The sequence below is a fragment of the Stenotrophomonas sp. BIGb0135 genome, from assembly GCF_024810105.1.
Lineage (GTDB): Bacteria > Pseudomonadota > Gammaproteobacteria > Xanthomonadales > Xanthomonadaceae > Stenotrophomonas > Stenotrophomonas maltophilia_AB.
In genome coordinates this window covers 1-26,557 of the sequence record NZ_JANUDX010000004.1, presented here as the reverse complement: position 1 = coordinate 26,557, position 26,557 = coordinate 1, and the positions used below count along the sequence as shown (strand labels likewise).

Annotated in this window: 20 protein-coding genes; 7 read left to right on the top strand and 13 right to left on the bottom strand. The window is 67.6% G+C overall.

All coding sequences use genetic code 11. The annotated features are described in order from the left end of the window. Positions 1-178 precede the first annotated feature (178 nt). Both M2421_RS10495 and M2421_RS10490 read right to left on the bottom strand, forming a co-directional pair. The gene (locus M2421_RS10495; protein ID WP_259206566.1) at positions 179-3,088 is read right to left on the bottom strand and encodes an XVIPCD domain-containing protein; all 2,910 of its coding nucleotides are present in this window, start codon (positions 3,086-3,088) and stop codon (positions 179-181) included. 49 nt (positions 3,089-3,137) lie between these two features. After that, on the bottom strand, positions 3,138-3,785 hold the full coding sequence (locus tag M2421_RS10490) for a DUF1629 domain-containing protein (RefSeq protein ID WP_259206565.1): 648 nt from the start codon (positions 3,783-3,785) through the stop codon (positions 3,138-3,140). An 891-nt stretch (positions 3,786-4,676) separates the two neighbouring features. On the opposite strand from M2421_RS10490, the gene coaBC reads away from it, so the two are divergent. Genes coaBC through M2421_RS10475 form a run of 3 tightly spaced genes read left to right on the top strand, consistent with a single transcriptional unit; the run spans position 4,677 to position 8,761 of the window. After that, positions 4,677-5,936 (top strand): bifunctional phosphopantothenoylcysteine decarboxylase/phosphopantothenate--cysteine ligase CoaBC, encoded by a 1,260-nt coding sequence (gene coaBC / locus M2421_RS10485; protein WP_259206564.1) that lies wholly within the window; start codon positions 4,677-4,679, stop codon positions 5,934-5,936. Then, positions 5,933-6,406, top strand: a complete 474-nt coding sequence (gene dut / locus M2421_RS10480) for a dUTP diphosphatase (protein WP_259206563.1) — start codon at positions 5,933-5,935, stop codon at positions 6,404-6,406. Before coaBC ends, dut begins: the two co-directional genes overlap by 4 nt. Before the next feature lie 15 nt (positions 6,407-6,421). Further along, positions 6,422-8,761 (top strand): phosphomannomutase/phosphoglucomutase, encoded by a 2,340-nt coding sequence (locus tag M2421_RS10475; protein WP_259206562.1) that lies wholly within the window; start codon positions 6,422-6,424, stop codon positions 8,759-8,761. A 212-nt stretch (positions 8,762-8,973) separates the two neighbouring features. On the opposite strand, the gene M2421_RS10470 is transcribed toward M2421_RS10475, so the two are convergent. The 9 genes from M2421_RS10470 to pyrE all read right to left on the bottom strand — a co-directional run bounded on the left by M2421_RS10470 (position 8,974) and on the right by pyrE (position 19,463). Then, complete coding sequence (locus M2421_RS10470) at positions 8,974-9,411, bottom strand: hypothetical protein (protein ID WP_259206561.1); 438 nt, start codon at positions 9,409-9,411, stop codon at positions 8,974-8,976. A 371-nt stretch (positions 9,412-9,782) separates the two neighbouring features. After that, positions 9,783-10,502: a response regulator transcription factor gene (locus M2421_RS10465; protein ID WP_259206560.1), complete on the bottom strand. Its 720-nt coding sequence runs from the start codon at positions 10,500-10,502 to the stop codon at positions 9,783-9,785. Then, positions 10,483-13,143 (bottom strand): sensor histidine kinase KdpD, encoded by a 2,661-nt coding sequence (locus M2421_RS10460; protein ID WP_259206559.1) that lies wholly within the window; start codon positions 13,141-13,143, stop codon positions 10,483-10,485. Before M2421_RS10460 ends, M2421_RS10465 begins: the two co-directional genes overlap by 20 nt. Before the next feature lie 37 nt (positions 13,144-13,180). Further along, a complete protein-coding gene (gene kdpC / locus M2421_RS10455; RefSeq protein ID WP_259206558.1) occupies positions 13,181-13,825 on the bottom strand; it encodes a potassium-transporting ATPase subunit KdpC in 645 nt (214 codons plus the stop codon). Beyond that, positions 13,822-15,873 carry a potassium-transporting ATPase subunit KdpB gene (gene kdpB / locus M2421_RS10450; protein WP_259206556.1) on the bottom strand — a complete coding sequence of 684 codons (2,052 nt, stop codon included), beginning with the start codon at positions 15,871-15,873 and terminating at the stop codon, positions 13,822-13,824. The genes kdpC and kdpB overlap by 4 nt, the downstream gene beginning before the upstream one ends. A 26-nt stretch (positions 15,874-15,899) precedes the next feature. Continuing rightward, positions 15,900-17,618 carry a potassium-transporting ATPase subunit KdpA gene (gene kdpA / locus M2421_RS10445; RefSeq protein ID WP_259206555.1) on the bottom strand — a complete coding sequence of 573 codons (1,719 nt, stop codon included), beginning with the start codon at positions 17,616-17,618 and terminating at the stop codon, positions 15,900-15,902. 12 nt (positions 17,619-17,630) lie between these two features. Beyond that, complete coding sequence (locus tag M2421_RS10440) at positions 17,631-17,723, bottom strand: potassium-transporting ATPase subunit F (protein ID WP_017355708.1); 93 nt, start codon at positions 17,721-17,723, stop codon at positions 17,631-17,633. Between the two features lie 397 nt (positions 17,724-18,120). Continuing rightward, positions 18,121-18,783 carry a hypothetical protein gene (locus M2421_RS10435; protein ID WP_259206554.1) on the bottom strand — a complete coding sequence of 221 codons (663 nt, stop codon included), beginning with the start codon at positions 18,781-18,783 and terminating at the stop codon, positions 18,121-18,123. Between the two features lie 20 nt (positions 18,784-18,803). Further along, entirely contained in the window at positions 18,804-19,463 is a 660-nt protein-coding gene (gene pyrE / locus M2421_RS10430; RefSeq protein WP_259206553.1) for an orotate phosphoribosyltransferase, read from the bottom strand. Between the two features lie 195 nt (positions 19,464-19,658). Here pyrE and M2421_RS10425 point away from each other — a divergent pair, with 195 nt between their 5' ends. The 3 genes from M2421_RS10425 to M2421_RS10415 all read left to right on the top strand — a co-directional run bounded on the left by M2421_RS10425 (position 19,659) and on the right by M2421_RS10415 (position 22,074). Continuing rightward, positions 19,659-20,459: an exodeoxyribonuclease III gene (locus tag M2421_RS10425; protein WP_259206552.1), complete on the top strand. Its 801-nt coding sequence runs from the start codon at positions 19,659-19,661 to the stop codon at positions 20,457-20,459. Then, positions 20,456-21,751, top strand: a complete 1,296-nt coding sequence (locus M2421_RS10420) for an MFS transporter (RefSeq protein ID WP_259206551.1) — start codon at positions 20,456-20,458, stop codon at positions 21,749-21,751. The genes M2421_RS10425 and M2421_RS10420 overlap by 4 nt, the downstream gene beginning before the upstream one ends. A 95-nt stretch (positions 21,752-21,846) precedes the next feature. Beyond that, positions 21,847-22,074 carry a hypothetical protein gene (locus M2421_RS10415; protein ID WP_259206550.1) on the top strand — a complete coding sequence of 76 codons (228 nt, stop codon included), beginning with the start codon at positions 21,847-21,849 and terminating at the stop codon, positions 22,072-22,074. A 135-nt stretch (positions 22,075-22,209) separates the two neighbouring features. On the opposite strand, the gene M2421_RS10410 is transcribed toward M2421_RS10415, so the two are convergent. Beyond that, positions 22,210-23,337 (bottom strand): anhydro-N-acetylmuramic acid kinase, encoded by a 1,128-nt coding sequence (locus M2421_RS10410; RefSeq protein WP_259206548.1) that lies wholly within the window; start codon positions 23,335-23,337, stop codon positions 22,210-22,212. Positions 23,338-23,425: 88 nt separating this feature from the next. Further along, complete coding sequence (locus M2421_RS10405; protein WP_259206547.1) at positions 23,426-24,907, bottom strand: peptidoglycan DD-metalloendopeptidase family protein; 1,482 nt, start codon at positions 24,905-24,907, stop codon at positions 23,426-23,428. Positions 24,908-25,075: 168 nt separating this feature from the next. Here M2421_RS10405 and tyrS point away from each other — a divergent pair, with 168 nt between their 5' ends. After that, positions 25,076-26,287: a tyrosine--tRNA ligase gene (gene tyrS, locus M2421_RS10400; protein ID WP_259206546.1), complete on the top strand. Its 1,212-nt coding sequence runs from the start codon at positions 25,076-25,078 to the stop codon at positions 26,285-26,287. Positions 26,288-26,557 lie beyond the last annotated feature (270 nt).

Here is a 26,557-nt window from a genome sequence, read left to right as displayed (position 1 = left end):
CATGAGCCATATCGATCCGTCACGCTGGCCCGACCGCATCATGGTGGGCCGGCTACCGCCGACGGATGTCGATACCGCGGACGGGTATCGATAGTCCCAAGTTCAGCGCCAGGATGGGGTTGATCCGCAGCCCCCGTTCTCATCTCGTGCCAGCAGCAGGCATCCAAATGCCCCGCTGCTAGCGTGCGGCATGCGGCTGCTGCTCCAACTGTTGCTCTTGTCCGCGCTGCTGCTGATCCTGACTTAGCACGTTGAGCTTGTGCAGCGATTCCTCCACCGACGTCTGCGCGGCCTGCGCGGTCGGCATGCCCGCACTCTGGCGCATAGGGCTATCTGGCTCGCCCTGAACCACGAACACGATATGAGCGGCGGGTAGCGCAGCGGTGGGATTACTCAGTAGCACGTGGTCCACGCGTTCCAGCCCATTATTCTTGGCCAGCACCAGCAGGCTGGCTGTCATCCGCTCGCTGGTCGCGTCGAAGCTGCGCCCGTGCTCGGCATCCAGCGCAGCCACGCCATGGCGTACCTGCTCGTAGAGCCTGTTGTCGGGGTGACCGGTCTGCATCGGCGTGGACTGGAGGTCGGGCGGCGCCGTGCCCTCCCAACTTGACTTCACCGGACCATCGCTGCGCTCCGGCGACGGATTAGGCGCGTGCTGCTCGTTCGAATGCGGCGTGGTCAGAGGTGGCACGTCAGTCTCGTGCCGCGCGGATGGCACCGGTGGGGTACTGGTCTGATAGCCGGCATGCGTGGCTCGACCTCCGGGATTGTCGATCAAACCCGTTACCAGTGGCTCTTCCGTCGCGGCGGTCGATGCATCCTGAAGCTCTCCGCTGCTGTATGCCGCCTGCCGGTCGGATTCGCGCATCGTCTGCTGATGCACCTCACGCTCTTGCAGAGGCAGCGTTGCGAAGCGCAGATCGGGTGAAGTCTGCTGCGGCGTCTTCTGTTGCCTAGCAACGTTCAGCTGAGCTTGCGCGATGTCGTCGGGGGTGGCGGTGCTCTTGAGCACCATGCGGTTGCCGCCGCCGTCGCTAAAGCTGGCAATGGCGCTGTCAGCACTTGGCGCGCGCGTGCGCGGGTCGGGCATCAGCTCCAGGGTAAAATCCTGGTTCAGTCCAGCGCGAATATGGTTGCGCTCCACTGCTGCCACCGACGCATCCAACTGTGCAGCACTGCGCTCAATGCCGTGCTTGGCGTATAGAGCAGCCAGTTGCCCGCGGGCCCCCTCCGGTTCCAGGTGCGGGTTTGCCTTGGCGTAATCGGCCAGAGCGTTCATTTCCTGCACGCCGGTCTGCAGACTCCGAAACGTCAACTCCAGTTCGTCGCGCAGGTTCAGATTGGTCGTGCTGTTGTAGAGCAAGCCATCGCTGAGCCACTGGCCTTCCGCTCCGCGCGTGTAGGTGTTGCCGTCGCTAGCCTGCAGCGTGTTGGTCTTCAGTAGTTCATTGCTAATGGCCGGCGGTAATGCTGGATCGAAGTCACTCCAGCGGCCCTGTTCGTACGCTACCCGGTAACGCGAGGCCATTGCCGTCGGCGAGTTGGCCGCATTCTGGGCGATAACGGCCCGCGATTGCTCATCCAGCTCAAGTCCGCGTTCTGCACTGACGGCATCGAGCCGCGTACTGGGGGTACGGCCGTCGAGCATCTGTTTGATCTCAAGCCGCCACTGTCCAGACTGTGGATCGCGCACGAAGGCGCGTTCGGTTTCAAAGGGCGTGCGCGCAGGCTGCTGCTCAGCGCTGGCATTCAGTCGGAAGGGATCTTGGGGCAAGGGCGGATTAGCCAGACCAATTTCGTAGGACGCATTGGCAGCCTTGTGGTTCAGAAGCCGCTCCAGCCGCCCGGTGGCAACGTAGTCGGCACGGAACAGCACGTCCTCGCCCAGCGGGGTCTGTACCGGCTTTACCTCGACCTCACCTGCCAGCGCGCTGATCTGCACCTGCTGCTGATGCGCTCCGCGTACCCATCGCCCCTGCGGGTCCTGCGGGTCCCGCGTCCAAGTACGTCCGCCCGGATCGGTCTGCGTATAGATTCGATCGATGTCTTTCTGTTCCGCCCAGCGATCACCCATGTAGGCGCCGATCACGCCGCCGCCCAGTCCGGCGACAAGTGCGCCTGGGCCGCTCCAGGAGCCCGTCAGCGCACCCGCGCCAGCACCTGCAACGAAACCACCCATCGCGCCACCGACGTTGCGGCCGACGAAATGCGATGCCGTGGAATCCGCGCCGGTCTGATTACCCTCGGACTGCAGTTGAACCCATCTGTGCCCAGAGGTGCCAAAGTCGTAGGCTAGGAATGCTACCCCGGCGGCCCCCATCACACGCGTGCCTGGAGAGAGATTGCTGCCTAAGAGCTCAGGAGCGATGAAGCCGCCTTGGCCGCGAGGGACGCGAATCGAATCGATTGATGCCTCGCCCGCCTCGCTCAGGCGTAGACGCCCGCTCGCCTGCGCGCTTTCCACTGCATCAACGAGTACCTGCTGCCCGAGAGCTGCATCGCCTTTGACTGGCTTGAAGCCTGGGCGTTCGATGGCTTCAACACTTGCAGTAAGAGTGGATTCCGATCTTGTGGCAGCTGGCCAGCGTGCTTCCGGTCCAGCCAATCTCCCCAAGGCGGCTATCCGCGGGCCATTGCTCTTTTGATAGTCATCCAACTCGATGAAGAACTGGCGGTTGACACTATTGGCTGCCTCCGGCGTCATGCCGAGAGGGGTATTGGTCAGTAACCTGTTGTCCACCATCGCAAGTTTCAGCGTGTCGCACAGGGCATCCACCTCAGCCGCGACACGTTTACCCGCCTGAAGGTCGCGGCCCATTAAGAACGCCCTTCCATCTTTACTATCTTGCAGATCTTCCAGTGATTCCTGGAGACCGACCGAATAAGCTCCGAGGGGGCCTCCGTTGTGCGGAGACACTTCCAGTTGCATGGCCAACTGTTTGTCTGCCGGCAAGTTAAGCATGTTCCGATCGTGATGAAGATCGAAAAGATTTTCCTCGCCAAGGCGTTTTAGCAGATTGCTCTCTCTAAACGCCTGCTGCTCTATAAGGTGATGCCCCTGAAAGACTGGCTTATCATTCTTTGCCATGCGGCACTACGCTCCAGAGATCATTGCGGAGAGAGCCGAGCTACTGGCCTCAGCACTCAGTTGCCTCTTTAAAGTTCAGACCGCCGGAGTTTGGTTTCACGCCAATTCCAGCCTTGCGCGTAGCCTGCCGCATGTAATCGTCGCATACGATCACTGATGGCCGCTCTGCCATCCTGAAAATATGTGCGTTGCCAACTGCGGCACTATCGAATGCCAATTGAGCTCCGCCAACCAGTGACGGCATTTCTACTTCTTCGCCGATTCGCTCGTCAAAGAGAAGCTTGGTCTTGAACCTTGATCGCTTTCGATCCAGTGCGGCAACTTCGCGGACGACGTCGCAAAGATAGTATTTTGGACCTTCACTTCCGTCAGGAAGAATGTAATCGCACTCGGCGAACGCAAAGGCTTGAGGATCAACATCCTCAAAAACCCGTTTCAGCCGTTCCGACACCAGCCAGTAGCCGCTGTACCCTCCCTCAAGGTCGCGTGGTGGCTTATTTCTACCACTGGAGTGGCTAAGCCTCGGCCTTTCGGAGAACTCCGGAATTCCGCCCAAAGGTGGCCTGATGATGAGCGAGGGCGGGGTAAGCAACACTGCCTCGTTCTCAATGGTGACGTTTGTTCCAGGTCCGCCGCCCCGTACGTCGGGCCTAAGAACATAGAACTCACCGGCAGGCAGAGTGCTTTCATGTTTCATTTAAAGTTCCTTCCTGCCAAGCTTTATGTTAATGGATGCTGCTATCGCCGGCGATCATCATACCCATAATCGTGGCCATAGATCAGCAGTCAGCTGCATCCGTTAAGTGGAGTCCCTTCGGACAGGGATTCAGCCACGTTCCTGCATCATGAAAAGAGTCGCGCATGAAGGCATGGCGGACGATGATCGACGGACGCGTGCTCATGCAGATAATGGGCGAATCCGGTATGCCGCCCAACAGTGAGCGGGTCATCAACGATGGGGTGCCAGTGGCGTGCGTGCGTTCAACGGGTTTCACGTCGGCATGTAACGGCGTCGGCGCCAAGGCGCCGCTCTCAGAGTGTTGATCAACCGCCGATATCGCGTGTTCCGCATCGGCCGGTGCCTAGCCAATGTGTCTGAAATGACATTGCCCACCGGTCGACGGCAAAGAAGCCCATCCGCACCGGTCACTTGGGTCGGAGCGGGCGCGCGACCTCCGGGGGGCGTCCGGCGACCTGGCCCAGTTGCTCCGGTCAATCCGAGCAGAGTAATCAGTCATCACTGCGACGCTGCGCGATCCGAACCGACGAGTATCCAACCATCCTGAAAGATGACCTTGCCCGTGAATCGGGAGCGTTCCGCAGGCTCAAGCCTCGCCGGGGGGACGATGGGTTCAGGGCAGGCGCGGGCAAGCTGGGCGATGAGCGTTCGTCCAGGCCACTGCCTGCCCATCCGGCCAACGGCCGGCGGGTGCAACGCGGTACCGCCCGGGCGCCGCCGCGTCCAAGGGCCGCCCATCCTCCATGACGCCCCTCATGACCAAAAACACCCCCCTCATGCCCCTGAGGCATGAGCCACCCACACCCCATCAGGTAAGCTAATCGCCTCAGTTCGACAGGAAATTCGCAGGTGGCTGACTCCCCCCAGGCTTCTCCGGCGTCCGCGCGCCCGCTGCAAGGCCAGAAGCTGTTGTTGTGCGTAGGGGGCGGCATCGCCGCCTACAAGTCGCTGGAACTGGTGCGTCGCCTGCGCGATGCCGGGGCCCAGGTGCAGGTCGCCATGACCGCCGGGGCCCAGCAGTTCGTTACCCCGCTGAGCTTCCAGGCCCTGTCCGGCCAGCCCACCCGCACCACCCTGTGGGACAGCGCCGCCGAGCAGGCCATGGGCCACATCGAGCTGGCGCGCTGGGCCGATCGCATCGTGGTGGCCCCGGCCACCGCCGATCTGCTGGCCCGGCTGGCCCACGGCAACGCCGATGACCTGGTCACCACGCTGTGCCTGGCCACCACCGCGCCGCTCACCGTGTGCCCGGCGATGAACCACCGCATGTGGCAGCACCCGGCCACGCAGGCCAACATCACCCTGCTGCGCCAGCGCGGCGCGCAGGTGATCGGGCCGGAAGACGGCCCGCTGGCCGAGGGCGAATCCGGCCCGGGCCGGCTGACCGAGCCCAATGCGATTGTTGCGGCACTGGCCGCGCTGCAGGCGCCAGCCGGTGCCGACGCCGCGCCCGAGCAGCAGCTCACGGGTCTGCGCGTGGTCATCAGCGCCGGCCCCACCTACGAAGACCTGGACCCGGTGCGCTACGTGGGCAACCGCAGCAGCGGCAAGATGGGCTACGCGCTGGCCGCGGCCGCCGTGCGCCAGGGCGCGCAGGTGGTGCTGGTGAGTGGCCCGGTGCAGCTGCCCACGCCGGCCGGGGTGCAGCGGGTGGATGTGCGCTCGGCCGCGCAGATGCGCGAGGCGGTGCTGGGCGCGCTGCCGGCCGACATCTATATAGGCGCGGCGGCGGTGTCCGATTACACCCCGCGCCAGGTGGCTCCGCAGAAATTGAAGAAGACCGCCGGCACCCAGACCCTCACGCTGGAGCTGGTGCGCACGCCGGACATCCTGGCCGAGGTGGCCGCGCAGACCAACGCGCTGAAGCTGGTGGTCGGCTTTGCCGCCGAAACCCACGATGTGGAGAAGTACGCGCGCGGCAAGCTGGTGGACAAGCGCCTGGACTTGGTGATCGCCAACCAGGTGGGCATCAGCACCGGCGGCTTCGAAAGTGATGAAAATGCGGCCACGGCCTACTGGCAGGGCGGCGAACAGGTGTTCCCCGGTACCTCCAAGGCGCTGCTGGCCGAACAACTGTTGTCCCTGATTGCCCAGAGGTTGCACGCATGAGCGTTGATTCCCCCCTTCAGCCGTTGCAGGTCAAGCTGCTCGACCCGCGCTTCGGCGATACCTGGCCGCTGCCGGCCTATGCCACCGAGCACAGCGCCGGGCTGGACCTGCGCGCGGCGCTGGAAACCGAGCTGACCCTGCAGCCGGGCGATACGGCGCTGATTCCCAGCGGTATCGCCATCCATATCGCCGACCCGAACCTGGCCGCCGTGGTGCTGCCGCGCTCGGGGCTGGGCCATCGCCACGGCATCGTGCTGGGCAACGGCACCGGGCTGATCGACGCCGATTACCAGGGCCCGCTGCTGATCAGCGCGTGGAACCGTGGCCGCGAGCCCTTCACGCTGCAGCCGGGCGACCGCATCGCGCAGCTGGTTGTGCTGCCGATTGCACGCGTGGGCCTGCAGGTAGTGGATACTTTCACCGACAGCGCCAGGGGAACGGGTGGATTCGGCCATACCGGGGTGCGCTGACAGGGGGAAGTGTTCATGAGCAAGGCAACGGCGGAAGGCCAACCGCGGCTGGCAAGCAAGCGCACCGGCCCATTGCTGGTGGGAATGCTGGTGCTGCTGGGCGGATGGTTTGGCTGGAGTGCGGTGAACCAGTGGCGGCAGGCGTCGGTCGGCGGGTCACTGGAGGAATCGCGTGACCAGATCGTGTCCGGGGTGCAGACCGCGCTGAACGGCCAGGTGGCGCAGCTGGCCAAGCTGGTGAAGAGCGAGCGGGTCACCGCGGCGCTGGCCAGCGGCGATGCCGAGGCCACCGCCGTGGCCATTCGTGAAGGCTGGCCGGGCACCGAGGAGGTGCAGGTGGTGGCCGCCACGCTGGATGAGGCGTATGCCGACCCGAAGGCCTTCGGCTATTCGCGGTTGGCCCTGCTGGAAGCGGCCAATGCCGAAGACACCGTGGTGGCCCGCGTGGTCCGCGATGCCGGCGGCCAGCGCCTGGGCCTGGCGGCACCGGTGGTGCTGGGCACCCAGGGGCCGGCGCTGATCTACGTGCGCCAGCCGTTGCTGCGCCTCACCGCCACCTTCGACAAGGTGCGCGTGCCCGAGGCCGGCTACCTGGCGCTGCGCCAGGGCAATCACAACATCATCGAGCAGGGCACCACGTCGCTCGGCGATGGCGCCGAGGCACTGGCCCGCCCGATCGGCAAGAGTGGGCTGCGCCTGGCGGCGGCCGTGCCGGATGTCGACGCGGGCCCGCTGGGCCTGTCGGCCATTCCCTGCGCGGTGGTGGCAGTGCTGTTGCTGGCCATCGCGGCGATGCTGCAGTTCGGCAAGGGCAAGGTGCCGCTGCCGCGCCGTCGCGCCGCAGGCAACACCCAGCTGGAAGAGGGCCCCACGCTGCGCGAGAGCCTGGAGCAGGTGCCGCTGGCGGTGGTGCCCCCGCCGGCCGAGGGCGGTCCGCCGCCGGTGCCCAGCGTGCCGGGCCAGGACGTGCCGGCCGGGATTTTCCGTGCGTACGACATCCGTGGCGTGGTCGGGCGCGAGCTCACCCCGCAGGTCGCCGCGTTGATCGGCCAAGCCATCGGTTCGGTGCTGCAGGTGCAGGGGCTGCGCGAGATCGTGGTGGGGCGCGACGGCCGCCTGTCCGGTCCGGAGCTCAGCGCCGGGCTGATCGAAGGCCTGCGCCGTGCCGGTTGCGATGTGATCGATATCGGGCTGGCGCCCACGCCGGTGGTGTACTTCGCCAGTTACCACCTGCGCGCGGGCAGCTGCGTGGCGGTGACCGGCAGCCACAACCCGCCGGACTACAACGGTTTCAAGATCGTGGTGGGTGGCGAGACGCTGTCCGGCGATGCCATCACCGAGCTGTACCAGCGCATCCGCGACGGCCACCTGCACGTGGCTGCCGAGCCGGGCAGCCTGCAGGAGCGCCAGGTCAACGCCGACTACATCCAGCGCATCGCCGATGACGTGCAGCTGGACCGCCCGCTCAAGATCGTGGCCGATGCCGGCAACGGCGTGGCCGGCGAACTGGCCCAGCCACTGCTGGAGGCGATCGGGGCCGAGGTCATTCCGCTGTACTGCGACGTGGATGGCACCTTCCCCAACCACCACCCGGACCCGAGCGACCCGGACAACCTGGAAGACCTGATCCAGACCGTGAAGCGTTTCGACGCGGACCTGGGCCTGGCCTTCGACGGCGATGGCGACCGCCTCGGCGTGGTCACTCGCGAGGGCAGGATCATCTACGCCGACCGGCTGTTGATGCTGTTCGCCGCCGACGTGCTGATGCGCAACCCGGGCGCGCTGGTCATCTACGACGTGAAGTGCAGCGGCAAGCTGTCCGATTACGTGCTGCGCAATGGCGGCAGCCCGCTGATGTGGAAGACCGGGCATTCGCTGATGAAGGCGAAGATGCGCGAGACCGATGCGGAGCTGGCGGGTGAGATGAGCGGGCACTTCTTCTTCAAGGAGCGCTGGTTCGGGTTCGACGATGGCCTGTACGCGGCGGCGCGCCTGCTGGAAATCCTGGCGCAGCGCGAGGAGACCCCGTCGGAGGTGTTCGAGGAACTGCCCGACAGCGTGTCCACGCCGGAGCTGAAGGTGCCGGTGGAATCGGGCACGCCGCACGCGCTGGTGTCGCTGTTCGTGGCCACCGCGCAGTTGGAGGATTCGCCGTTCGCCGGTGCACGCCTGGCCACCATCGACGGCCTGCGCGCGGACTTCCCCGACGGCTGGGGCCTGCTGCGCGCCTCCAACACCACCCCGGTGCTGGTGCTGCGCTTCGAGGCCAATGACGACGCTGCGCTGGAGCGCATCAAGACCCTGTTCCGCGAGCAGCTGCAGCCGCTGCTGCCGGGTGTGGCGCTGGGGTTCTGAGGGAAAGGCAGCCGAGCATGGCTCGGCTCTACCTTGGAATTGGCGCGTCTTGATGGGTCACGCCCGTTGATCGCGACGCGCCGGCAATGCCGCGCATCGGTAGAGCCGAGCCATGCTCGGCTGCCCTCCCGCCCGAGATCACGATCGTTGGACATGGCGCGCGGGCATTGGCACGCATCCGTATTACGACAGTTGGTCACGGCGCGCGGGTATTAGCGCGCATCGGTATCACGACCGTTGGTCACGGCGCGCGGGCGTTGGCGCACATCGGGATTACACCCGTTGGTCGTGTCGCGCGGGCATTGGCGCGCACCGGGATTACGACCGTTGGTCATGGCGCGCGGGCGTTGGCCCGCACCGGGATTACGCCCGTTGGTCGCGGCGCGCGGGCGTTGGCGTGCATCGAGATTACGACCGTTGGTCATGGCGCGCGGGCATTGGCGCGCACCGGGATTACGCCCGTTGGTCGTGGTGCGTGGGCATTGGCACGCATCGGAATTACGCCCGTTGGCCATGGCGCGCGGGCGTTGGCGTGCATCGAGATTACGACCGTCGGTCATGGCGCGCGGGCGTTGGAACGCATCGGGATTACGCCCGTTGGTCGTGTCGCGCGGGCATTGGCGCGCATCGGTATTACGACCGTTGGTCATGGCGCGCCGGCGTTGGCTTGCATCGAGATTACGACCGTTGATCGTGACGCGCGGGCATTTACCCGTACTGGGATTGCGCCCGTTGCCACAACGCGCGGGCGTTGGCACGCATCGGGATCACGAGCCTTGATCGCGACGCGCGGGCATTGGCCCGCATCGGGATTACGCCCGTTGGCCATGGCGCGCGGGCGTTGGCAAACATCGCGATTACGACCGTTGGTCGTGTCGCGCGGCATTGGTGCACATCGCGATTATCCCGTTGGTCACGACGCGCAGGCATTCGCGCACATCGGGACTACGACCGTTGATCGCAACGCGCCGGCAATGCCGCGCATCGGTAGAGCCGAGCCATGCTCGGCTGCTCTCCCGCCTCACCCCTTGAACCGCAACCCCACGCCAGGTTCGGTGAACAGGTACCGCGAATCCAGCGCCGAGTCGCCCAGCTTGTGCCGCAATTTCCCCACCAGGATGCGCAGGTAATGCGTGTCTTCCTGGTGCGTCGGCCCCCATATTTCCTGCAGGATCTGCGGCTGGGTCACCACCCGGCCGGCATTGCGCAGCAGCAGCGACAGCAGCGCATATTCCTTGCGGGTCAGGGCCACCGGCGTGCCATCCAGATGCACCTCGCGCCGCACCAGGTCGATATGCAGGTGCCCATCGTCGAACTGTGGCAGCACCCCGTCGCTGGATACCGTGCGCGAGCGCAGCAGTGCGCGCACCCGCGCCATCAGCTCCTGCGTGCCGAACGGCTTGGTCACGTAGTCGTTGGCGCCGTTGTCCAGCGCCCGCACTTTTTCGGTCTCGCTGGCACGCACGGTGAGCATGATCACCGGTACCTGGCTCCACTGGCGCAGCTCGGCCAGCACCTCATGCCCTTCCATGTCCGGCAGCCCGATATCCAGGATCACCACGTCCGCGCCCTCGCTCACCAGGGCTTCCAGCCCGGCCTGGCCGGTGGCGGCCTGCACCACGCGGTAGCCCTGCGCGCGCAGGCTGATGTCGAGGAAGCGGCGGATCTGCGCTTCATCGTCGATCACCAGCACGCGGGCCGGGGGTACGCCTTGGGTGGGGTCAGGATTCGTCGTTGTCATCGGCAGGGTGCGGTTGCAGCAGGGGCAGCGTGATGCGGATCAGGGTACCGCGTCCGTCGCGCCCCGGCAGCGCCTGCACGCTGCCGCCGTGCGCGCCGATCATGCCCTGGCAGATGGTCAGCCCCAGGCCGGTGCCATGCCGGCCGCGGTCACCACGCTCCACGCTGTAGAACATGTCGAAGATGCGCGCGCGCTCCTCATCGGGGATGCCCGGGCCGGCGTCCAGCACGTCGATGCGCAGCTCGCCCTCCACCAGCCGCGCCTGCACTTCCACCGCCGCGCCGGGCGGGGAGAACTTGGCCGCGTTCTCCATGACGTTGAACACCGCCTGTTCCACCAGCGCCGGATGCACCCAGATCGGGGCCAGCGTGGCCGGGATGTCCAGCTTGAGCTGCACCTCCGGCTGGTAGCGCTGCAGACGGCGTGCGGCCGAGCCGACCAGCTCGTCCACGCCGATCCAGTCGCGGTTGATCTGCAGGCCTTCGTGGCCCAGCCGGGTCATGTCCAGCAGGTTCTGGATGTAGCGGTCCAGCCGCTCGCCTTCCACCAGGATGGTGTCCAGCAGGGCGCGGCGGTCCTGCGCGTCCATCGCATCGGCATAGCTGCCCAGGCTGTCGGCCGAGCCGATCATCGCCGCCAGCGGCGAGCGCAGGTCGTGCGACACCGACGACAGCAGCGCCGAGCGCAGGCGCTCGGTCTCGTTGCTCACGTGCGCCTTTTCCAGGTCGGCCACCAGCTGCGTGCGCAGCGCGGCCTGGGCGATGTCGTCCACCATCGCCTCGGCCAGTTGGCGCTGCTCGGGGGTGAGGCGCGGCGCATTCCGCGCGAAGCGCATGCCGGCCACGCCGATGGCGCGGTCATCGCCATCCAGCAGCGGCAGGAACCACCACTCCGCGCCGGCCAGGGTATCGGTGAAGCGGCCGCTGGGCTGGCCATGGCGGCGCGCCCAGTCGGCGGCGGCCAGGTCGGTCTCGCCCGGCGCGGCGCTGCCGCTGGTGCTGGTGTGCGGGCCGATGCGCAGCCAGGCCGGGGCGTCCATCGCCTGTTCCAGCGCTTCGCGCCCGGCCTGCGCCACTTCTTCGTTGCTGGCTGCGCGGGTCAACTGACGGCCCAGTGCCTGGCGCGCGTTCGCATGCCGGTTGGAGGCGCGCAACGCCAGCACCTGCATGCGCAGCCGCGAGGCGAGCCGGCCAGCCACCAGCGCGGCGGCCAGGAACAGGAAGACGGTGATCACGCCCTGGCGCGCGCTGATGGCGAAGGTGAAACGCGGGGCGATGAAGAAGAAGTTGTAGGCCAGGAAGCACAGCGCCGCGGCGATTACCGCCGCGCTGGTGCGGCTGCGCGCGGCCACCATCACCACCGCCACGATGAACACCATCGACAGGTCGTACAGCCCCACCCAGCGCTCGGCCACCAGCGCCACCAGGCAGGCGATCGCGGTGGCGCCCAGCGCCAGCAAGGTGTCCTGGCCGGTGCTGCGGCTGGGCATCGACAGCCCGGTGCGGCGTGCCCGTGCGCGCGCCTGCGGGGTGCCGATGATGGTGATCTCGTAATGCGCGCCGCGCTGGATCAATTGCTGGGTGAGGGTGCGGTTGAGCATCCGCGCGACCGGGCGCTCGCGGGTGCGGCCCAGCACCAGCGTGGACACGCTGTTGTGCGCGGCGTGATCCAGCAGCGCGTCGGCGATGCTCGATCCGTGCAGCAGTTCGGCCTCGCCGCCGAGGCGGCGGGCGAGGGCGAAGGCCGCGTCGATCTCGCGCCGGGTGTCTTCGTCGTTGCGCCGGCCCTGCACGGTCACCACCGTCCACGGCGCATCGCGGCGCTCGGCGATGCGCCGGCCCACGCGCACCAGGTACTCGCTCTGGCCGCCGCCATCGATGGCCACCAGCACGCGTCGGCGCAGCGGCAGGTTGGCCTCGCCGCGCGCGGCGCGGGTCTCGCGCAGGCTGCTGTCCACCCGATCGGCCGCTTCCTGCATGGCCAGTTCGCGCAGCGCGGTGAGGTTGGCCGGCGAGAAGAACGCCTGCAGGGCTTGGGCGGCCTGCTCGGGCACGTACACCTTGCCCTGCTGCAGGCGCTCGATCAGCTCGCGCGGGGGCAGGTCCACCAGCACGATGTCGTGCAGGCGGTCGAGTACCGCATCGGGCACGGTCTCGCTCACCCGCACGCCGGTGATGCGCATCACCACATCGTTGAGGCTCTCCAGGTGCTGGATGTTGACCGTGGTCCAGACATCGATGCCGGCCTCCAGCAGTTCCTCCACGTCCTGCCAGCGGCGCTCGTGGCGGCTGCCGGGCACGTTGCGGTGGGCCAGCTCGTCCACCAGCACCAGCGCGGGGTGGCGCGCCAGCACGGCGTCCAGGTCCATCTCGCCCAGCACGTGCTGCTGGTAGTCGCGCTGCACCAGCGGCACCTGCGGCAGGCCCTCCAGCAACGCGGCGGTCTCGGCGCGGCCGTGGGTTTCCACCAGCCCGACGACCACATCCACGCCGCGACGCAGTTGTTCGTGCGCGCGGCTGAGCATGCTGAAGGTCTTGCCCACGCCGGGGGCGGCACCGAGGAACACGGTGAGCTTGCCGCCGGCTTCGCGTTGCAGGCGTTCAACCAGGGCATCGGCCTGGCGGGTACGTGGGTCGCTCATGGGTGGCGATTGTGCACCGGCCGCTGCGATCCCCGCATCACGGGGCGGCCTTGAGGTCATCCAGCGCCAGGTTGAGGGTCATCACGTTGACCCGCGGCTGGCCGAATACGCCCCATTGCGGCCCCAGCGTATGTGCTTGCACCAGCGCCGCCACGCGCTCGGCCGGCCACCCGCGGCTGCGCGCCACGCGGGCGACCTGCAGCTGTGCGGCCGCTGGCGACAGCTCCGGGTCCATGCCCGCGCCGGACTGGGTCACCAGGTCGCTGGGCACCTGCGCGATGGCCACGCCTTCGCGCACGGCCACCGCGGCGATGCTGGCCTGCACGCGTTCCTGCAGCGCCGGGTTGGTCCGGGCCAGGTTGCTGCCGGCCGCGGCCATCGGGTCGTAGTTGGCCGCCGACGGGCGCGCCTGGAAGTAGCCATCGCCGGTGAACGGCTGGGCGATCAACTGCGAGCCGCGCACCTGGCCATCGCGGATGAGCAGGCTGCCGTCAGCCTGCGCCGGGAACAGCAACCGGCTGGCACTGGTGGCGGCCAGGGCATAGGCCAGGCCGAGCAGCAGCAGGCTGACCAGGCCCAGCACCAGTGCCGGGCGCCACGCGCCGTGCTGCTGCAGGGTGGCCGCGCGTGTGGCAGGGGCGCGCGCGGCGCGGGGCAGGGAGGTTGCGAGTGAGCGGTTCATGCGCCGAATACCGAGACGAGGAAGAGGTCGATCAACTTGATGGCTGCGAACGGCAGCAGTACGCCACCCAGGCCGTACACCAGCATGTTCCGGCGCAGCAGCGCGGTCGCGGTGGCCGGGCGGAAGCGCACCCCGCGCAGCGCCAGCGGAATCAACGCCGGGATCACCAGGGCGTTGAAGATCAGCGCCGCCAGCACCGCGTTGCGCGGGCTGGACAGGTGCATCACGTTCAACGCCGCCATCGCCGGCAGGGTGGAGGCGAACAGCGCCGGCAGGATCGCGAAGTACTTGGACACATCGTTGGCCAGCGAGAAGGTGGTCAGCGCGCCGCGCGTGATCAGCTGCTGTTTGCCCACTTCCACCACCGCCAGCAGCTTGGCCGGGTCCGAATCCAGGTCGACCATGTTGCCGGCTTCCTTGGCGGCCTGCGTACCGGAGTTCATCGCCAGGCCGATGTCGGCCTGGGCCAGCGCCGGGGCGTCGTTGGTGCCGTCGCCCACCATCGCCACCAGCCGCCCGCCAGCCTGTTCGGCCCGGATACGCGCCAGCTTGTCTTCCGGGCGGGCCTCGGCGATGTAGTCGTCCACGCCGGCCTCGGCAGCGATGGCCGCCGCCGTCAGCGGGTTGTCGCCGGTGATCATCACCGTGCGGATGCCCATCGCGCGCAGCTGCGCGAACTTCTCGCGCATGCCGTGCTTGACCACGTCCGACAGCTCGATCACGCCCAGCACGTGGCGGCCTTCGCACACCACCAGCGGGGTGGCACCGTTGCGTGCCACCTGCTCCACGCGGCCCGGCAGTTCCGCCGGCACGGTGCCGCCCAGCTCACGCACATAGGCGCTGATCGAATCGGCCGCGCCCTTGCGGATGCGGCGGCCCCCGTCCAGGTCCACGCCGGACATGCGGGTCTGCGCGCTGAAGGCCAGATAGTCCGCGCGGTCCGGCTCTGCCGTGGTGCAGCCCTGCTCGCGCGCCAGGCGCACGATCGACTTGCCTTCCGGGGTCGGGTCGGCCAGCGAAGACAACAGCGCGGCTTCGCGCAGCTGCGGCGTGTCGATCCCGGCCAGTGCATGGAAGTGCGTGGCCTGGCGGTCGCCGTAGGTGATGGTGCCGGTCTTGTCCAGCAGCAGCACGTCCACGTCGCCGGCCACTTCCACCGCCTTGCCCGACTTGGCCAGCACGTTGGCGGCCAGCGCCCGGTTCATGCCGGCAATGCCGATGGCCGGCAGCAGCCCGCCGATGGTGGTGGGAATCAGGCACACCAGCAGCGCGATCAGCAGCAGCGGGTCCACCTGCACGCCGACGAACGCCCCGATCGCCGGCAGCGTGGCCACCACGATCAGGAAGGTGAGCGTCATCGCCGCCAGCAGCAGGGTGAGCGCGATCTCGTTGGGGGTCTTCTGGCGGTTGGCGCCTTCCACCAGTGCGATCATCCGGTCCAGGAAGCTGTGCCCCGGCTCGGCGGTGATGCGCAGGATGACCTGGTCCGACAGCACCTTGGTACCGCCGATCACGCCGCTGCGGTCGGTGCCGGCCTCGCGCAGCACCGGTGCCGATTCACCGGTCACCGCCGCTTCGTTGATGGTGGCCAGGCCCTGCACGATCTCGCCATCGGCGGGGATCAATTCGCCGGCGCTGACGATCACATGGTCGCCGGGGCGCAGCTCGGCGGCCGGCACCTGGGACTCGCTGGCACCGGCATGCGCGGCGGCCAGCCGACGCGCGCTCAGGTCTTGCCGCGCCCGCCGCAGCGAGGCCGCCTGGCCACGCCCGCGCGCTTCGGCCACCGCTTCGGCGAAGTTGCCGAACAGCACGGTCAGCAGCAGGATCGCGGTGACCGCCAGGCCGAAGCCCAGCGGTGCGTTGCCGCTCAGGGTAACGACCAGGCTGACCACGGTGCCGGCCATCACCACCGCCATTACCGGGCTGTGCAGCAGGTGGCGCGGGGACAGCTTGATCACCGCATCGCGCAGGGCGCGGCGCCAGCCGGCGGCATCGAGCAGGCGCTGGCGGCGGTGGGAAGAAACGTTCAAGGGATAGGTACTCATGGGAGATGTACTCACGACATCAGGTCTCAGTGCAGCGTCAACGACAGGTGGTCGGCCACCGGGCCCAATACCAGCGCCGGCATGAACTGCAATACGGTCAGGATGACGATCAGCGCGATCAGGGTCAGCGCGAAGGTCGGGGTCTCGATCTGCAACGTGCCGGCCGATTCCGGCGCCCGCCGCTTGGCGGCCAGTTGCGCGGCCACGATCAGCGGGATGATCAGCACCGGGTAGCGGCCCAGCAGCAGCACCAGGGTGCAGCTCAGGTTCCACCACGGGGTGGCATCGCCCAGGCCTTCAAAGCCCGAGCCGTTGTTGGCAAACGCCGACACGTACTCGTAGAACACCTGGCTGACGCCGTGGAAGCCGGGATTGGACGTGCCGGTGATCGCCGGAATCGCCAGGGTCACCGCAGTGAAGCCCAGGATGGTGATCGGCTGCAGCAGCACCAGCAGCGCCAGCAGGCGGATCTGCGGGGTCTCCAGCTTGCGCCCCAGCAGCTCGGGGGTGCGCCCGGTCATCAGCCCGGCGAGGAACACGCCCAGCAGCAGGTACACGATGAACTGCTGCAGGCCGCAACCGATGCCGCCCCAGATCGCGTTGACCAGCATGTTGATCATCGGCACCGCACCGGCCAGCGGGCTGAGCGAGTCATGCATGCCGTTGACCGAGCCGTTGGACACCTGCGTGGTGATCGCCGCCCACAGGCCGGTGCCATCGGCGCCGATGCGCACTTCCTTGCCTTCCATCAGCAGCGGGCTGGCCGCCGTGGCCGAATGGCCTTCCAGCCATACCGTGGCCGCCACCGACACGCTGGACATCGCCAGCATGCAGCCGAACACCAGCCCGGCCAGGCGCCGGCGCCCGGTGAACGCACCCAGCATGAAGATCACCGCGATCGGGATCAGCAGGATGCCGATCAGTTCCAGCGCGTTGGACAACGGGGTCGGGTTCTCCAGCGGCATCGAACTGTTGGGGCCGTACCAGCCACCCCCATTGGTGCCCAGTTGCTTGGCCGCGACCATCGCCGCGACCGGGCCCAGCGGCAGTTTCTGCGTCTCCATGCCGGCGGCCGCATCGATCGGCGTCGCCTGCGGCCCGGCCGCCAGCGTCGAGGGCACGCCCTGGCTGGTCAGCAGCACCGCCCACAGCAGGCACAGCGGCAGCATGAAACGCACGCACGAACGCACCACATCGGCGTAGTAGTTGCCCACGTCCACGCGACGGTCCGCGCTGAGCTGTGCGGCCTGTTCTGCATCCACGTCCTCCGGACGCGCGCCGAACAGCGCACGCAGCGTGGCCACGACCAGCGCCAGGCCCATCATCGGCGTCACCACCTGCAGGCCGGTGATGGCGGTCATCTGCGCGAAGTAGGACAGCTGCGCCTGGCCGGAGTAGTGCTGCTGGTTGGTGTTGGTCAGGAACGACACCATCGTGTGCAGCGCCGTGTCCCAGCGCATGTTGGGGATCTGGTCGGGGTTGAACGGCAGCCAGGCCTGGGTCATGAAGACCGCCTGCACCAGCACCGCGATCACCACGTTGCTGAGCACGAAGGCCATCACATAGCCGCGCCAGGACATGCCCCGGGCGGGATTCACCCCCAGCAGCCGGTACAGCGGTTTTTCAATCAGCCCGAACAGCGCATCGCCCCGCATCGGCGCGCCGCGCATCACCCGGGCCAGGTACAGCCCAAGCGGAAAGGCCAGCACGATGCTGGCCAGCAGGATCAACAGGATCTCGGTCATGGTCGGCTCCGGTCAGAACGCTTCGGGCCGAAGCACGACGTACAGCAGATAGGCGGCGGCGACGAGCACCAGCACGCCGCACACCAGGGAAAGCCAGGCAGGCATGGTCGTGGCCTCAAACGCGGGAAGGGAACGCGGCGGCGCAAGGCGCAGCGGCGGTGGGGAACACAGGCAGAAACAGGCTCATGGGACGTCCAGGTGGAACCACTCCACGTCAGGCCCCCATCGTCTGCCCCACCGGCATAAAGGGGCCACGCCCGGCACCACGCCCCAGCGTAAAAAGTGCATAAACAATCGTAGAGCCGACCGTTGGTCGGCTGCTCCTGGCTGCGCATGGCTGCTCCCGGCCATCCCGCATCTGGCCGGTCGTGCCGGCCGTTGACCGGCGCCTCATGACCCTGGCCGGAGGTGCAATGCGCCCAGCGGCCGGCACGCCCCCCGGTCGACACCCACAAAAAAGGCGGCCAACCGGCCGCCTCTCTTGTCCACACCGTCCGCCCGCTCACGCCCGCGGATCGGTCCCCACGCCCTTCAACAACCGATACCGCTGCAGCGTCTCCTCGATCTCCACGTCCAGCGCCTTGCGCTGCGCTTCGAACGAGGCCTGCATGCGCCGCTGCGTCACCAGCTCGCTGTGGCGTTGCTGGATGCTCCTGGCCTGCTTCTCGGCCACCGGCTTGCCAGCCAGCTCGCGATCGCCGGCCGTGCCCAGCAGGCTCACCAACGCCTCGCGCAGGCTGGCCACGTTGTAGCGCGCGGTCTGCACGTTGTTGTCCAGGATCCCGGTGCGCTCGGTGAACACCCGGCGCAGGTCGTCCTCGCTCTCGTAGGTGGACAGCATCGCCTGCTCGGTGCGCTGCCGGGTCTGTTCGGCAGCCAGGTCGAGCTGGCGCTGCGCGGCCACGACCGCCGCCTCAGCGCGCTCTTCCTCGGTCAAGGTGCGCTCCACTTCGCCACGACGCAGGCCGCTGGCGGCGCTGAATTCCTCGCGCGCGCTGTTCACCGCTTCCTGCGGCAGGGCATCGCTGCAGATCCGCTCGGCACCCTTGTTCCAGCAGTACAGCTTCTTTGCTTTTGGCTCGTTCTTGCCGCGCTGGGCCTGCGCCGGCAGCGTGGATACGGCCAGCAACAGGCCGATCAAGATGGTCGTGGCAATCCTGGACATGGTTGGCGAGCCCCCTGCTCTCAACGCGTAGGACGGCTGCCGTAACGGGACCGATAGTCCTCCAGCGGCTGCCGGTACCCCACAAGTTCCGGATTTCCGGAGGCAAAATCAAGCAGGTCGGCCAGCGTGGCCACGGCCACCACCGGAATCCCGGCTTCTTCGGCCACCGACTGGGCGGCCGAGCGACGGTCGGTTTCCGAGGCGATCTCCTGGCGGTCCAGCGCCACCACGATCCCGGCCGGGGTGCCACCGGCGTCCTTGATGATGGTCAGCGCCTCGCGGATGGCGGTACCGGCCGTGATCACGTCATCCACGATCAGCACGCGCTTGCCATTCATGTCCGCGCCGATCAGCTGGCCGCCTTCGCCATGGGCCTTGGCTTCCTTGCGGTTGAACGACAGGGGCAGGTCGCGGCCGCGCTGGGCGAATTCACAGGCGGTCGCGGTGGCCAGCGGGATGCCCTTGTAGGCCGGGCCGAACACGACGTCGAACTTCAGCCCGGTGGCCTCCACCGCATCGGCGTAGCAGGCGGCCAGCTGGACCATGAGGGCGCCGGAATCGAAGCGGCCGGCATTGAAGAAGTAAGGGCTCAGGCGGCCCGACTTGAGGGTGAACTGGCCAAAACGCAGGGCGTCGGCGGTGAGGGCCAGTTGCAGGAAACGGTGGCGATGGTCGCTCATCAGGACTCTATTCAATTCATTTGGACCGCAAATCCTAATGCATGGGGGCTTTTTTCGCCCTCCGGGCCCGGCCGGCGCGGGGGCGCAGCCGGCCCTGGGGCCCGGCCGACGCGCGCTGCCATGGCGCATCCCGGCGAGCCGGGGCGGGGTCTTCCCGGTATGCTTTCCCGGTTACCGCTCCAGACCCGGGTCAGCATGCGCATCATCAGTTTCAACGCCAATGGCATCCGCTCCGCCGCCACCAAGGGCTTCCTCGACTGGTTCCGCGCCCAGGACGCCGACGTGCTCTGCATCCAGGAAACCAAGGCCCAGGAAGACCAGCTCACCGACCCGATGTTCCGCCCGGACGGCCACCATTGCTTCTACCGCGACGCCATCACCAAGAAGGGCTACAGCGGCGTGGCCATCTACAGCAAGCGCGAGCCCGACCAGGTCATCACCTCGCTCGGCTGGGCGCCGTTCGACGATGAAGGCCGCTATATCGAGGCCCGCTACGGCAACCTCAGCGTGGTCTCCTTCTATATCCCCTCGGGCAGCTCGGGCGACCTCCGCCAGGGCTTCAAGTACGAAGTGATGGAGTGGCTGCGCCCGATCCTGGCACAGTGGCTGGCCAGCGGCCGCGACTACGTCCTGTGCGGCGACTGGAACATCGTGCGCTCCGCGCTGGACATCAAGAACTGGAAATCCAACCAGAAGAATTCCGGCTGCCTGCCGCCCGAGCGCGACTGGCTCAACGGCCAGTGCGCCGATGCCGGCCAGGCGCTGGACATCGGCGCCGGCCAGGGCTGGACCGACGCCTACCGCCTGCTGCATCCGGAAGGCCAGGACTACACCTGGTGGAGCAACCGCGGCGCGGCCCGGGCCAACAACGTCGGCTGGCGCATCGACTACCAGTTCGTCAGCCCCGGCCTGCGCGATCGCCTGCGCAGCTGCGCGGTCTACCGCGATGAACGCTTCTCCGACCATGCCCCGTTCACGGTGGACTACGCCCCATGACCGACGCGGCCGCGCCGGTGTCCTACAAGGGCTGGGCCGGGATCAAGCGTGCCTTCGGCACGCCCTCGGCACTCACCATGGCCTTCCTCGGCTTTGGCAGCGGCCTGCCGTTCCTGCTCATCGCCTCGCAGACCCTCTCCACCCGCCTGCGTGACGTCGGCCTGGACCTGGGCAGCATCGGCCTGATCAGCCTCGCCAGCTTCTTCTACCTGCTCAAGTTCGTCTGGGCGCCGTTGATCGACCGCTATGCCTTCCCGTTGATCGGCTTCCTCGGCCGCCGCCGTTCGTGGCTGCTGGCCTCGCAGGTGGGCGTCACCGGCGGCCTGTTCGCGCTGGCATTCGTGCGCCCCGAGCTGGGTGTCACCCCGCTGGTGCTGTGGGTGCTGGTGGCGTCCTTCGCCGGTGCCACCCAGGACTCGGTGGTCGATGCCTACCGCATCGAGATCGCCCCGGAGAGCGCGCAGGCTGCGCTGGCCGCCACCTACACGCTGGGCTACCGCATCGGCCTGATCCTGGCCGGTGCCGGCGCGCTGTACCTGGCCCAGTTCGAAGGCTGGATCGTGGCGTACCTGGCGATGGCCTCGCTGATGGTGCTGCCGATCATCGCCACCCTGGTCTGCCGCGAGCCGGCGCAACCGGAAGTGCGCATCCAGCGTCGCATCGATTTCTTCGGGGCGTTCTGGCAGCCGATCGCCAGCTTCTTCACCACCAATGGCATCGTCCTGGCGCTGGTGCTGCTGGCCTTCGTCGGCCTCTACAAGTTCCCCGACCAGGTCATCGGCGTGATGGCCGGGCCGTTCTACCTGGACTCGGGCTTCACCAAGGCCGACATCGCCACCGTGTCCAAGCTGTTCGGCGTGTGGATGGGTATCGGCGGGGCCTTCATCGGCGGCATCGCCGTGGCCGCCTTCGGCTTCCGCCGCATGCTGCTGGTCGCCGCCCTCGGCGTGGCGTTGTCGAACCTGGCGTTCCTGCTGATGGCGCACAACCCCGGCCAGCTCTGGGCGTTCTACGCGGCGCTGAGCGCGGACAACCTGTTCCAGGGCTTTGCCGGCACCGTGCTGGTGGCCTTCATGTCCTCGCTGACCGACCGCAACTTCACCGCCACCCAATACGCGCTGCTGGTCTCGCTGGCCAACCTGCCGGGCAAGTTCGTCGGCGGCGCCTCCGGCTATATCGTCGAAGCCACCTCCTACAGCACCTTCTTCATCTTCAGCGCCACCACCGTCATCCCGACCCTGCTGTTGCTGGTCTGGCTGTGGCCGCGCATCCGCGACCGCAGCAGCGCCTGAGCCGGACGGGCCTGTCCGGTTGCCCGGCGCGCCCTGCTGCGCCATGATCCACCCCGTTGTACCGTGGGGGCGGTGCGTTGCCAACGGGGAGAACAATGGTCGATCTGCTGCTGCGGGATCTGGACCCGCTGTTGAACGAACGCATCCGGCGCGTGGCGGTCGCACGCGGCTGGACCCGCGAATACACCTGCATCGCGCTGCTCGAACAGGGGTTGTTCGCCAGCGAACTGGAAGTCCGCAGCGGTTTCCAGAACCCGGAAGTGGACGCCCTCGCCGACGCTATCGCCGCGCTGCAGGCCTTGCCGGACGCCAAAGGGGTGTAACGCAGGGCGGTGGCGCCCCCACCGATAGGGGAGCGATCCGCAGGCGTGCACAAGGCCTCCCGCCCCGGTAGAGCCGAGCCATGCTCGGCTGCTGTTGCTCTTGCCCTTGCTCTTGCCCTTGCTCTTGCCCTTGCCCTACGCCGGATGTATCGCCCCCAGGATCCGCGGTCCCCGCGCCCCGCTCACGCTCGGCAGATTCCCCGGCAAGCCGTCCAGCGTCCGCTGCGCCAACCACGCAAACCCCATCGCCTCCAGGTAATCCGGGTCCAGGCCATGCACCGCGCTGGATTCGATCACCACCCCCGGCAACCGCGCCGCCAACCGGCGCAGCAACTGCGGGTTGCGCACCCCGCCGCCGCACACCAGCACCCGCGCCGCCCCCGGCAGGTGCGCCCGCAACGCATCGGCCACCGTCGCGGCGGTCAGTTCCAGCAACGTGGCCTGCACATCGGCGGCGGCGTGCTGGCCGTCGCCCATCGCCGCCTGTGCCCAGTCCAGGTGGAACTGCTCGCGCCCGGTGCTCTTCGGCGGCGGCAGCGCGAACCACGGCTCGGCCAGCCACTGCGCCAGCAGCGCCTCGTCCACCTGCCCACTGGCCGCAAACGCCCCGTCCGCATCGAACGGCACGCCCCGGTGGCGCTGGCACCAGGCATCCATCAGCGCATTGGCCGGGCCGGTATCGAAGCCGCGCGGCACGCCGTCGCGGGGAATCAGGGTCAGGTTGGCGATCCCGCCCAGGTTGAGGATCGCCCGGTCTTCCCCGGCGGTACCGAGCATGGCCAGGTGGAAGGCCGGCATCAGCGGCGCCCCATGGCCGCCTGCAGCCACATCGCGACGACGGAAATCGGCCACGGTGGTGATCCCGGTCGCCTCGGCAATCCGGTTGGCATCGCCCAGCTGCATCGTGAACGCCGGATCGGCCAGCGGCCGGTGGCGCACCGTCTGCCCATGCGAACCGATCGCCCGCACCTGGCTGCGCTCCACGCCGCTCAAACGCAGCAGGGCATTGGCTGCCTCGGCAAAAGTGATCCCGATCGCCGCATCGATGCGGCCCAGCGCGTCCAGCGAGCCGATCGCCCCGCCTTCGCCCAGGCCGATCAGTTCGGCGCGCAGCGCCGGGTCCCACGGGTGGGTGTGGCCGAAGACGAAGCGGCAGCCGCCCGCCTCGGGGAACTGCACCAGTGCGGCATCGATGCCATCGGCGCTGGTGCCGGACATCAGGCCCAGGTAAAGCGGGGTATGCGGATCAACGACAGCGGTCATGGCCGGCCAGTCAAACGGGGTGCGCCCAGCTTCCGCGCAACCCGTTGCCGCCGTCAATGCGCGCGTGGCCGCGCGCTGCCGCGGCCGATCAGCCGCGGGTGCGCTTGCTCGGCTTGGCCACGCTGGCGGTCTGGGTCTGGGTCTGGGCCTGGGTGGCGGCCGGGGCCGCCTGCGGCGCCGGGCTGGCATCGGCGTAGATCAGCTTTTCCATGCCCTGGATACGGGCCAGCGCCGGCGCGGTCTGCGCGCGGAAGGCCACCAGCTCGGCACCCTTCAGCGGCTCCGGCGGCGGCATCGTCACCGACAGCGGGTTGCGGTGCTCGCCGTTGACGCGGAATTCGTAGTGCAGGTGCGGGCCGGTGGCGAGGCCGGTCGAGCCGACATACCCGATCACCGTGCCCTGGGCCACGCGCTGGCCGGTCTTGATCGCGCCGAAGCGCGACATGTGCCCGTACAGCGTGGTGTGGCCGCGGCCGTGGTCGAGGATCACCACGTTGCCGTAGCCACGCTGGGTGCCGGCGAACTGCACGCGGGCGTCGCCGGCGGCCATGATCGGGGTGCCGGTGCGCGCGGCATAGTCCACGCCCTTGTGCATGCGCATCTTGCCCAGCACCGGGTGCTTGCGCGCGCCGAAGCTCGAGCTCAGGCGGGCGAACGGGATCGGCATGCGGATGAAGCTCTTCTTCAGCGGCCGCCCGCTCACGTCGAAGTACTCGGACTTGCCGTTGCGGTCGAAGCGGAAGCCGCTGTAGGTCTTGCCACCGGAGGTGAAGGTGGCCGCCAGGATCTTGCTGGTGTCCACCTTCTCGCCTTCGCGCCAGGTTTCATCCAGCACCACGCTGAAGCGGTCGCCCGGCTGCAGGTCCTTGGAAAAGTCGATGTCGTACTTGAAGATCTCGTCGGTCATCGTGGCGATCGCCGACGGCGACAGCCCCGCCTTGCGCGCGGCCACGTACAGCGAACTGGTGATTTCGCCACTGGCGACCACGCGACGGGTCGAGGATTCGCGCTTGATCACCTTCTCGGCGATCTGCCCATCCTTCAGCGACAGCTCCACGCGGTTGTCGGCATCGCGGTCGAAGCGGATCGTGCGCAGGTCGCCGGACAGCGGCAGGTCGAAGGCGATCTCCGCGCCGGGGCGCAGCCTGGTCAGCGCCTCGCGCGCGCCCGGGTGCTCCAGCACCTGGTGCATCACCGTGGCCGGGATGCCAGCCTCGTCGAACAGGTTGCTCAGGGTCTGCCCGCGCTGCACCCGCAGCACCTGCCAGCTGTCGCCCGGCACCTGCTTCTGGCGCTCCAGCGACAGCGGCGGCAAGGGCAGGGCAAGGGTCGAGTGGCCCACGGTGTAGGGGGTGTCGATGGTGTGCGAGAAGCCCGGCACGATCGTGGCTACCAGCGCGCCAATGGTGGCGAACAGGCTGGCGTGCATCCAATGACGGCGCGTCCAGCGCTCGTTGAAGGCGGCAGGAAGATGCTGTTTGAGCTTCCGATGCAGGGCGGTGTCGTGGAGGACGTGGAGACGTTCCTTGAAGCGCTGCTTGCGTGCGCGGCCTTGATCGGAATTGAGCATCGTCGGTCTGTTCCTGGCTGGCCCGGGAGCGCGGGCCCAAACGTCGGTAACATAGACAGGTATAAATACCGCGTCAAACCCTTGTGCCCATTGGCTTTTGTGAAGCGCTTGCGGTTAACTTGTACTTAACGTCATTCATGTAAATAAGGCATTGCCGGGAGTTGTCACGTGTCCTCGATTGAAGAAGCCATCGCCCTGATCGGTCGTGGCGCCGACGAAATCCTCAAGTCCGAGGAACTGCGTCAGCGCCTGGAAAGCGGCCGCCCGCTGCGCGTCAAGGCTGGTTTCGACCCCACCGCCCCGGACCTGCACCTGGGCCACACCGTGCTGCTCAACAAGCTGCGCCAGTTCCAGGACCTCGGCCACCAGGTCATCTTCCTGATCGGCGACTTCACCGGCATGATCGGTGACCCGTCCGGCAAGAACGCCACCCGCAAGCCGCTCAGCAAGGACGACGTGCTCGCCAACGCGCGTACCTATGAAGACCAGGTCTTCAAGGTGCTGGACCGCGAGAAGACCGAAGTCCGCTTCAACTCGGAGTGGTTCGGCAAGATGGGCGCGGCCGACATGATCCGCCTGGCCGGCCAGCACACCGTGGCACGCATGCTCGAGCGCGACGATTTCGCCAAGCGCTATGCGGCGCAGCAGTCCATCGCCCTGCACGAGTTCCTGTACCCGCTGGTGCAGGGCTATGACTCGGTGGCCCTGGAGGCCGACGTCGAACTCGGCGGCACCGACCAGAAGTTCAACCTGCTGATGGGCCGCGGCCTGCAGGAGCACTACGGGCAGAAGCCGCAGATCGTGCTGACCATGCCCCTGCTGGAAGGCCTGGACGGCGTGGCCAAGATGTCCAAGTCGCTCAACAACTACATTGGCATCAATGAGCCGGCGATCGACATGGTCACCAAGACCATGAAGATCGGCGACGACCTGATGTGGCGCTGGATCGAGCTGCTCTCCTTCGATATCAGCCAGGCCGAAGCGCTGGCCCTGCGCGAGCAGGTCCAGGCCGGCGGCCTGAATCCGCGTGAGGTCAAGCTGCGCCTGGCGCGTGAGCTGACCACCCGCTTCCATGACGCGGCGGCGGCCGAACAGGCCATCGCCGGCTGGAACGCGGCGGTGACCGGGCAGGGCGATGTGACCCTGCTGCCGCTGCAGGAAGTGGCGATTCCGGCCGAAGGCCTGCGTATTGGTGCCCTGCTGACGGCTGCCGGGCTCACCCCGAGCAACTCCGAGGCCTCCCGCAAGCTCAAGGAGCGGGCAGTGAAGGTCGATGGCGAGGTCGTGGACGACGCCCAGCAGGTGTTCGTGCCCGGTTTTGAAGGCCTGCTGCAGGTCGGCAAGCGCACCTTCGCACGCGTCTTGCTGGTCGCAGCCTAAGCGGCACAAGGGGTTCCGGACCATCCGGACCCCATCCAGCATGAATGGGAGGGAGGCGACGTGAAAAAATGTCGTCTACCCCCTTCACAAACGCTCCCGATAGGGACATACTTTCCCTCCCCCGACGCAGGGGTCGCCGCAAGGCGGCAACCGCGAAGGAACAGGACTTCAACCACTTCGAAAGAAGGTGTTGACGGAAACGAAAAGCCTGACATAATAGGCGGCTCGCAACGACGAAAGCCTCTCGGGGCAAACGACGAAGCGGCATCG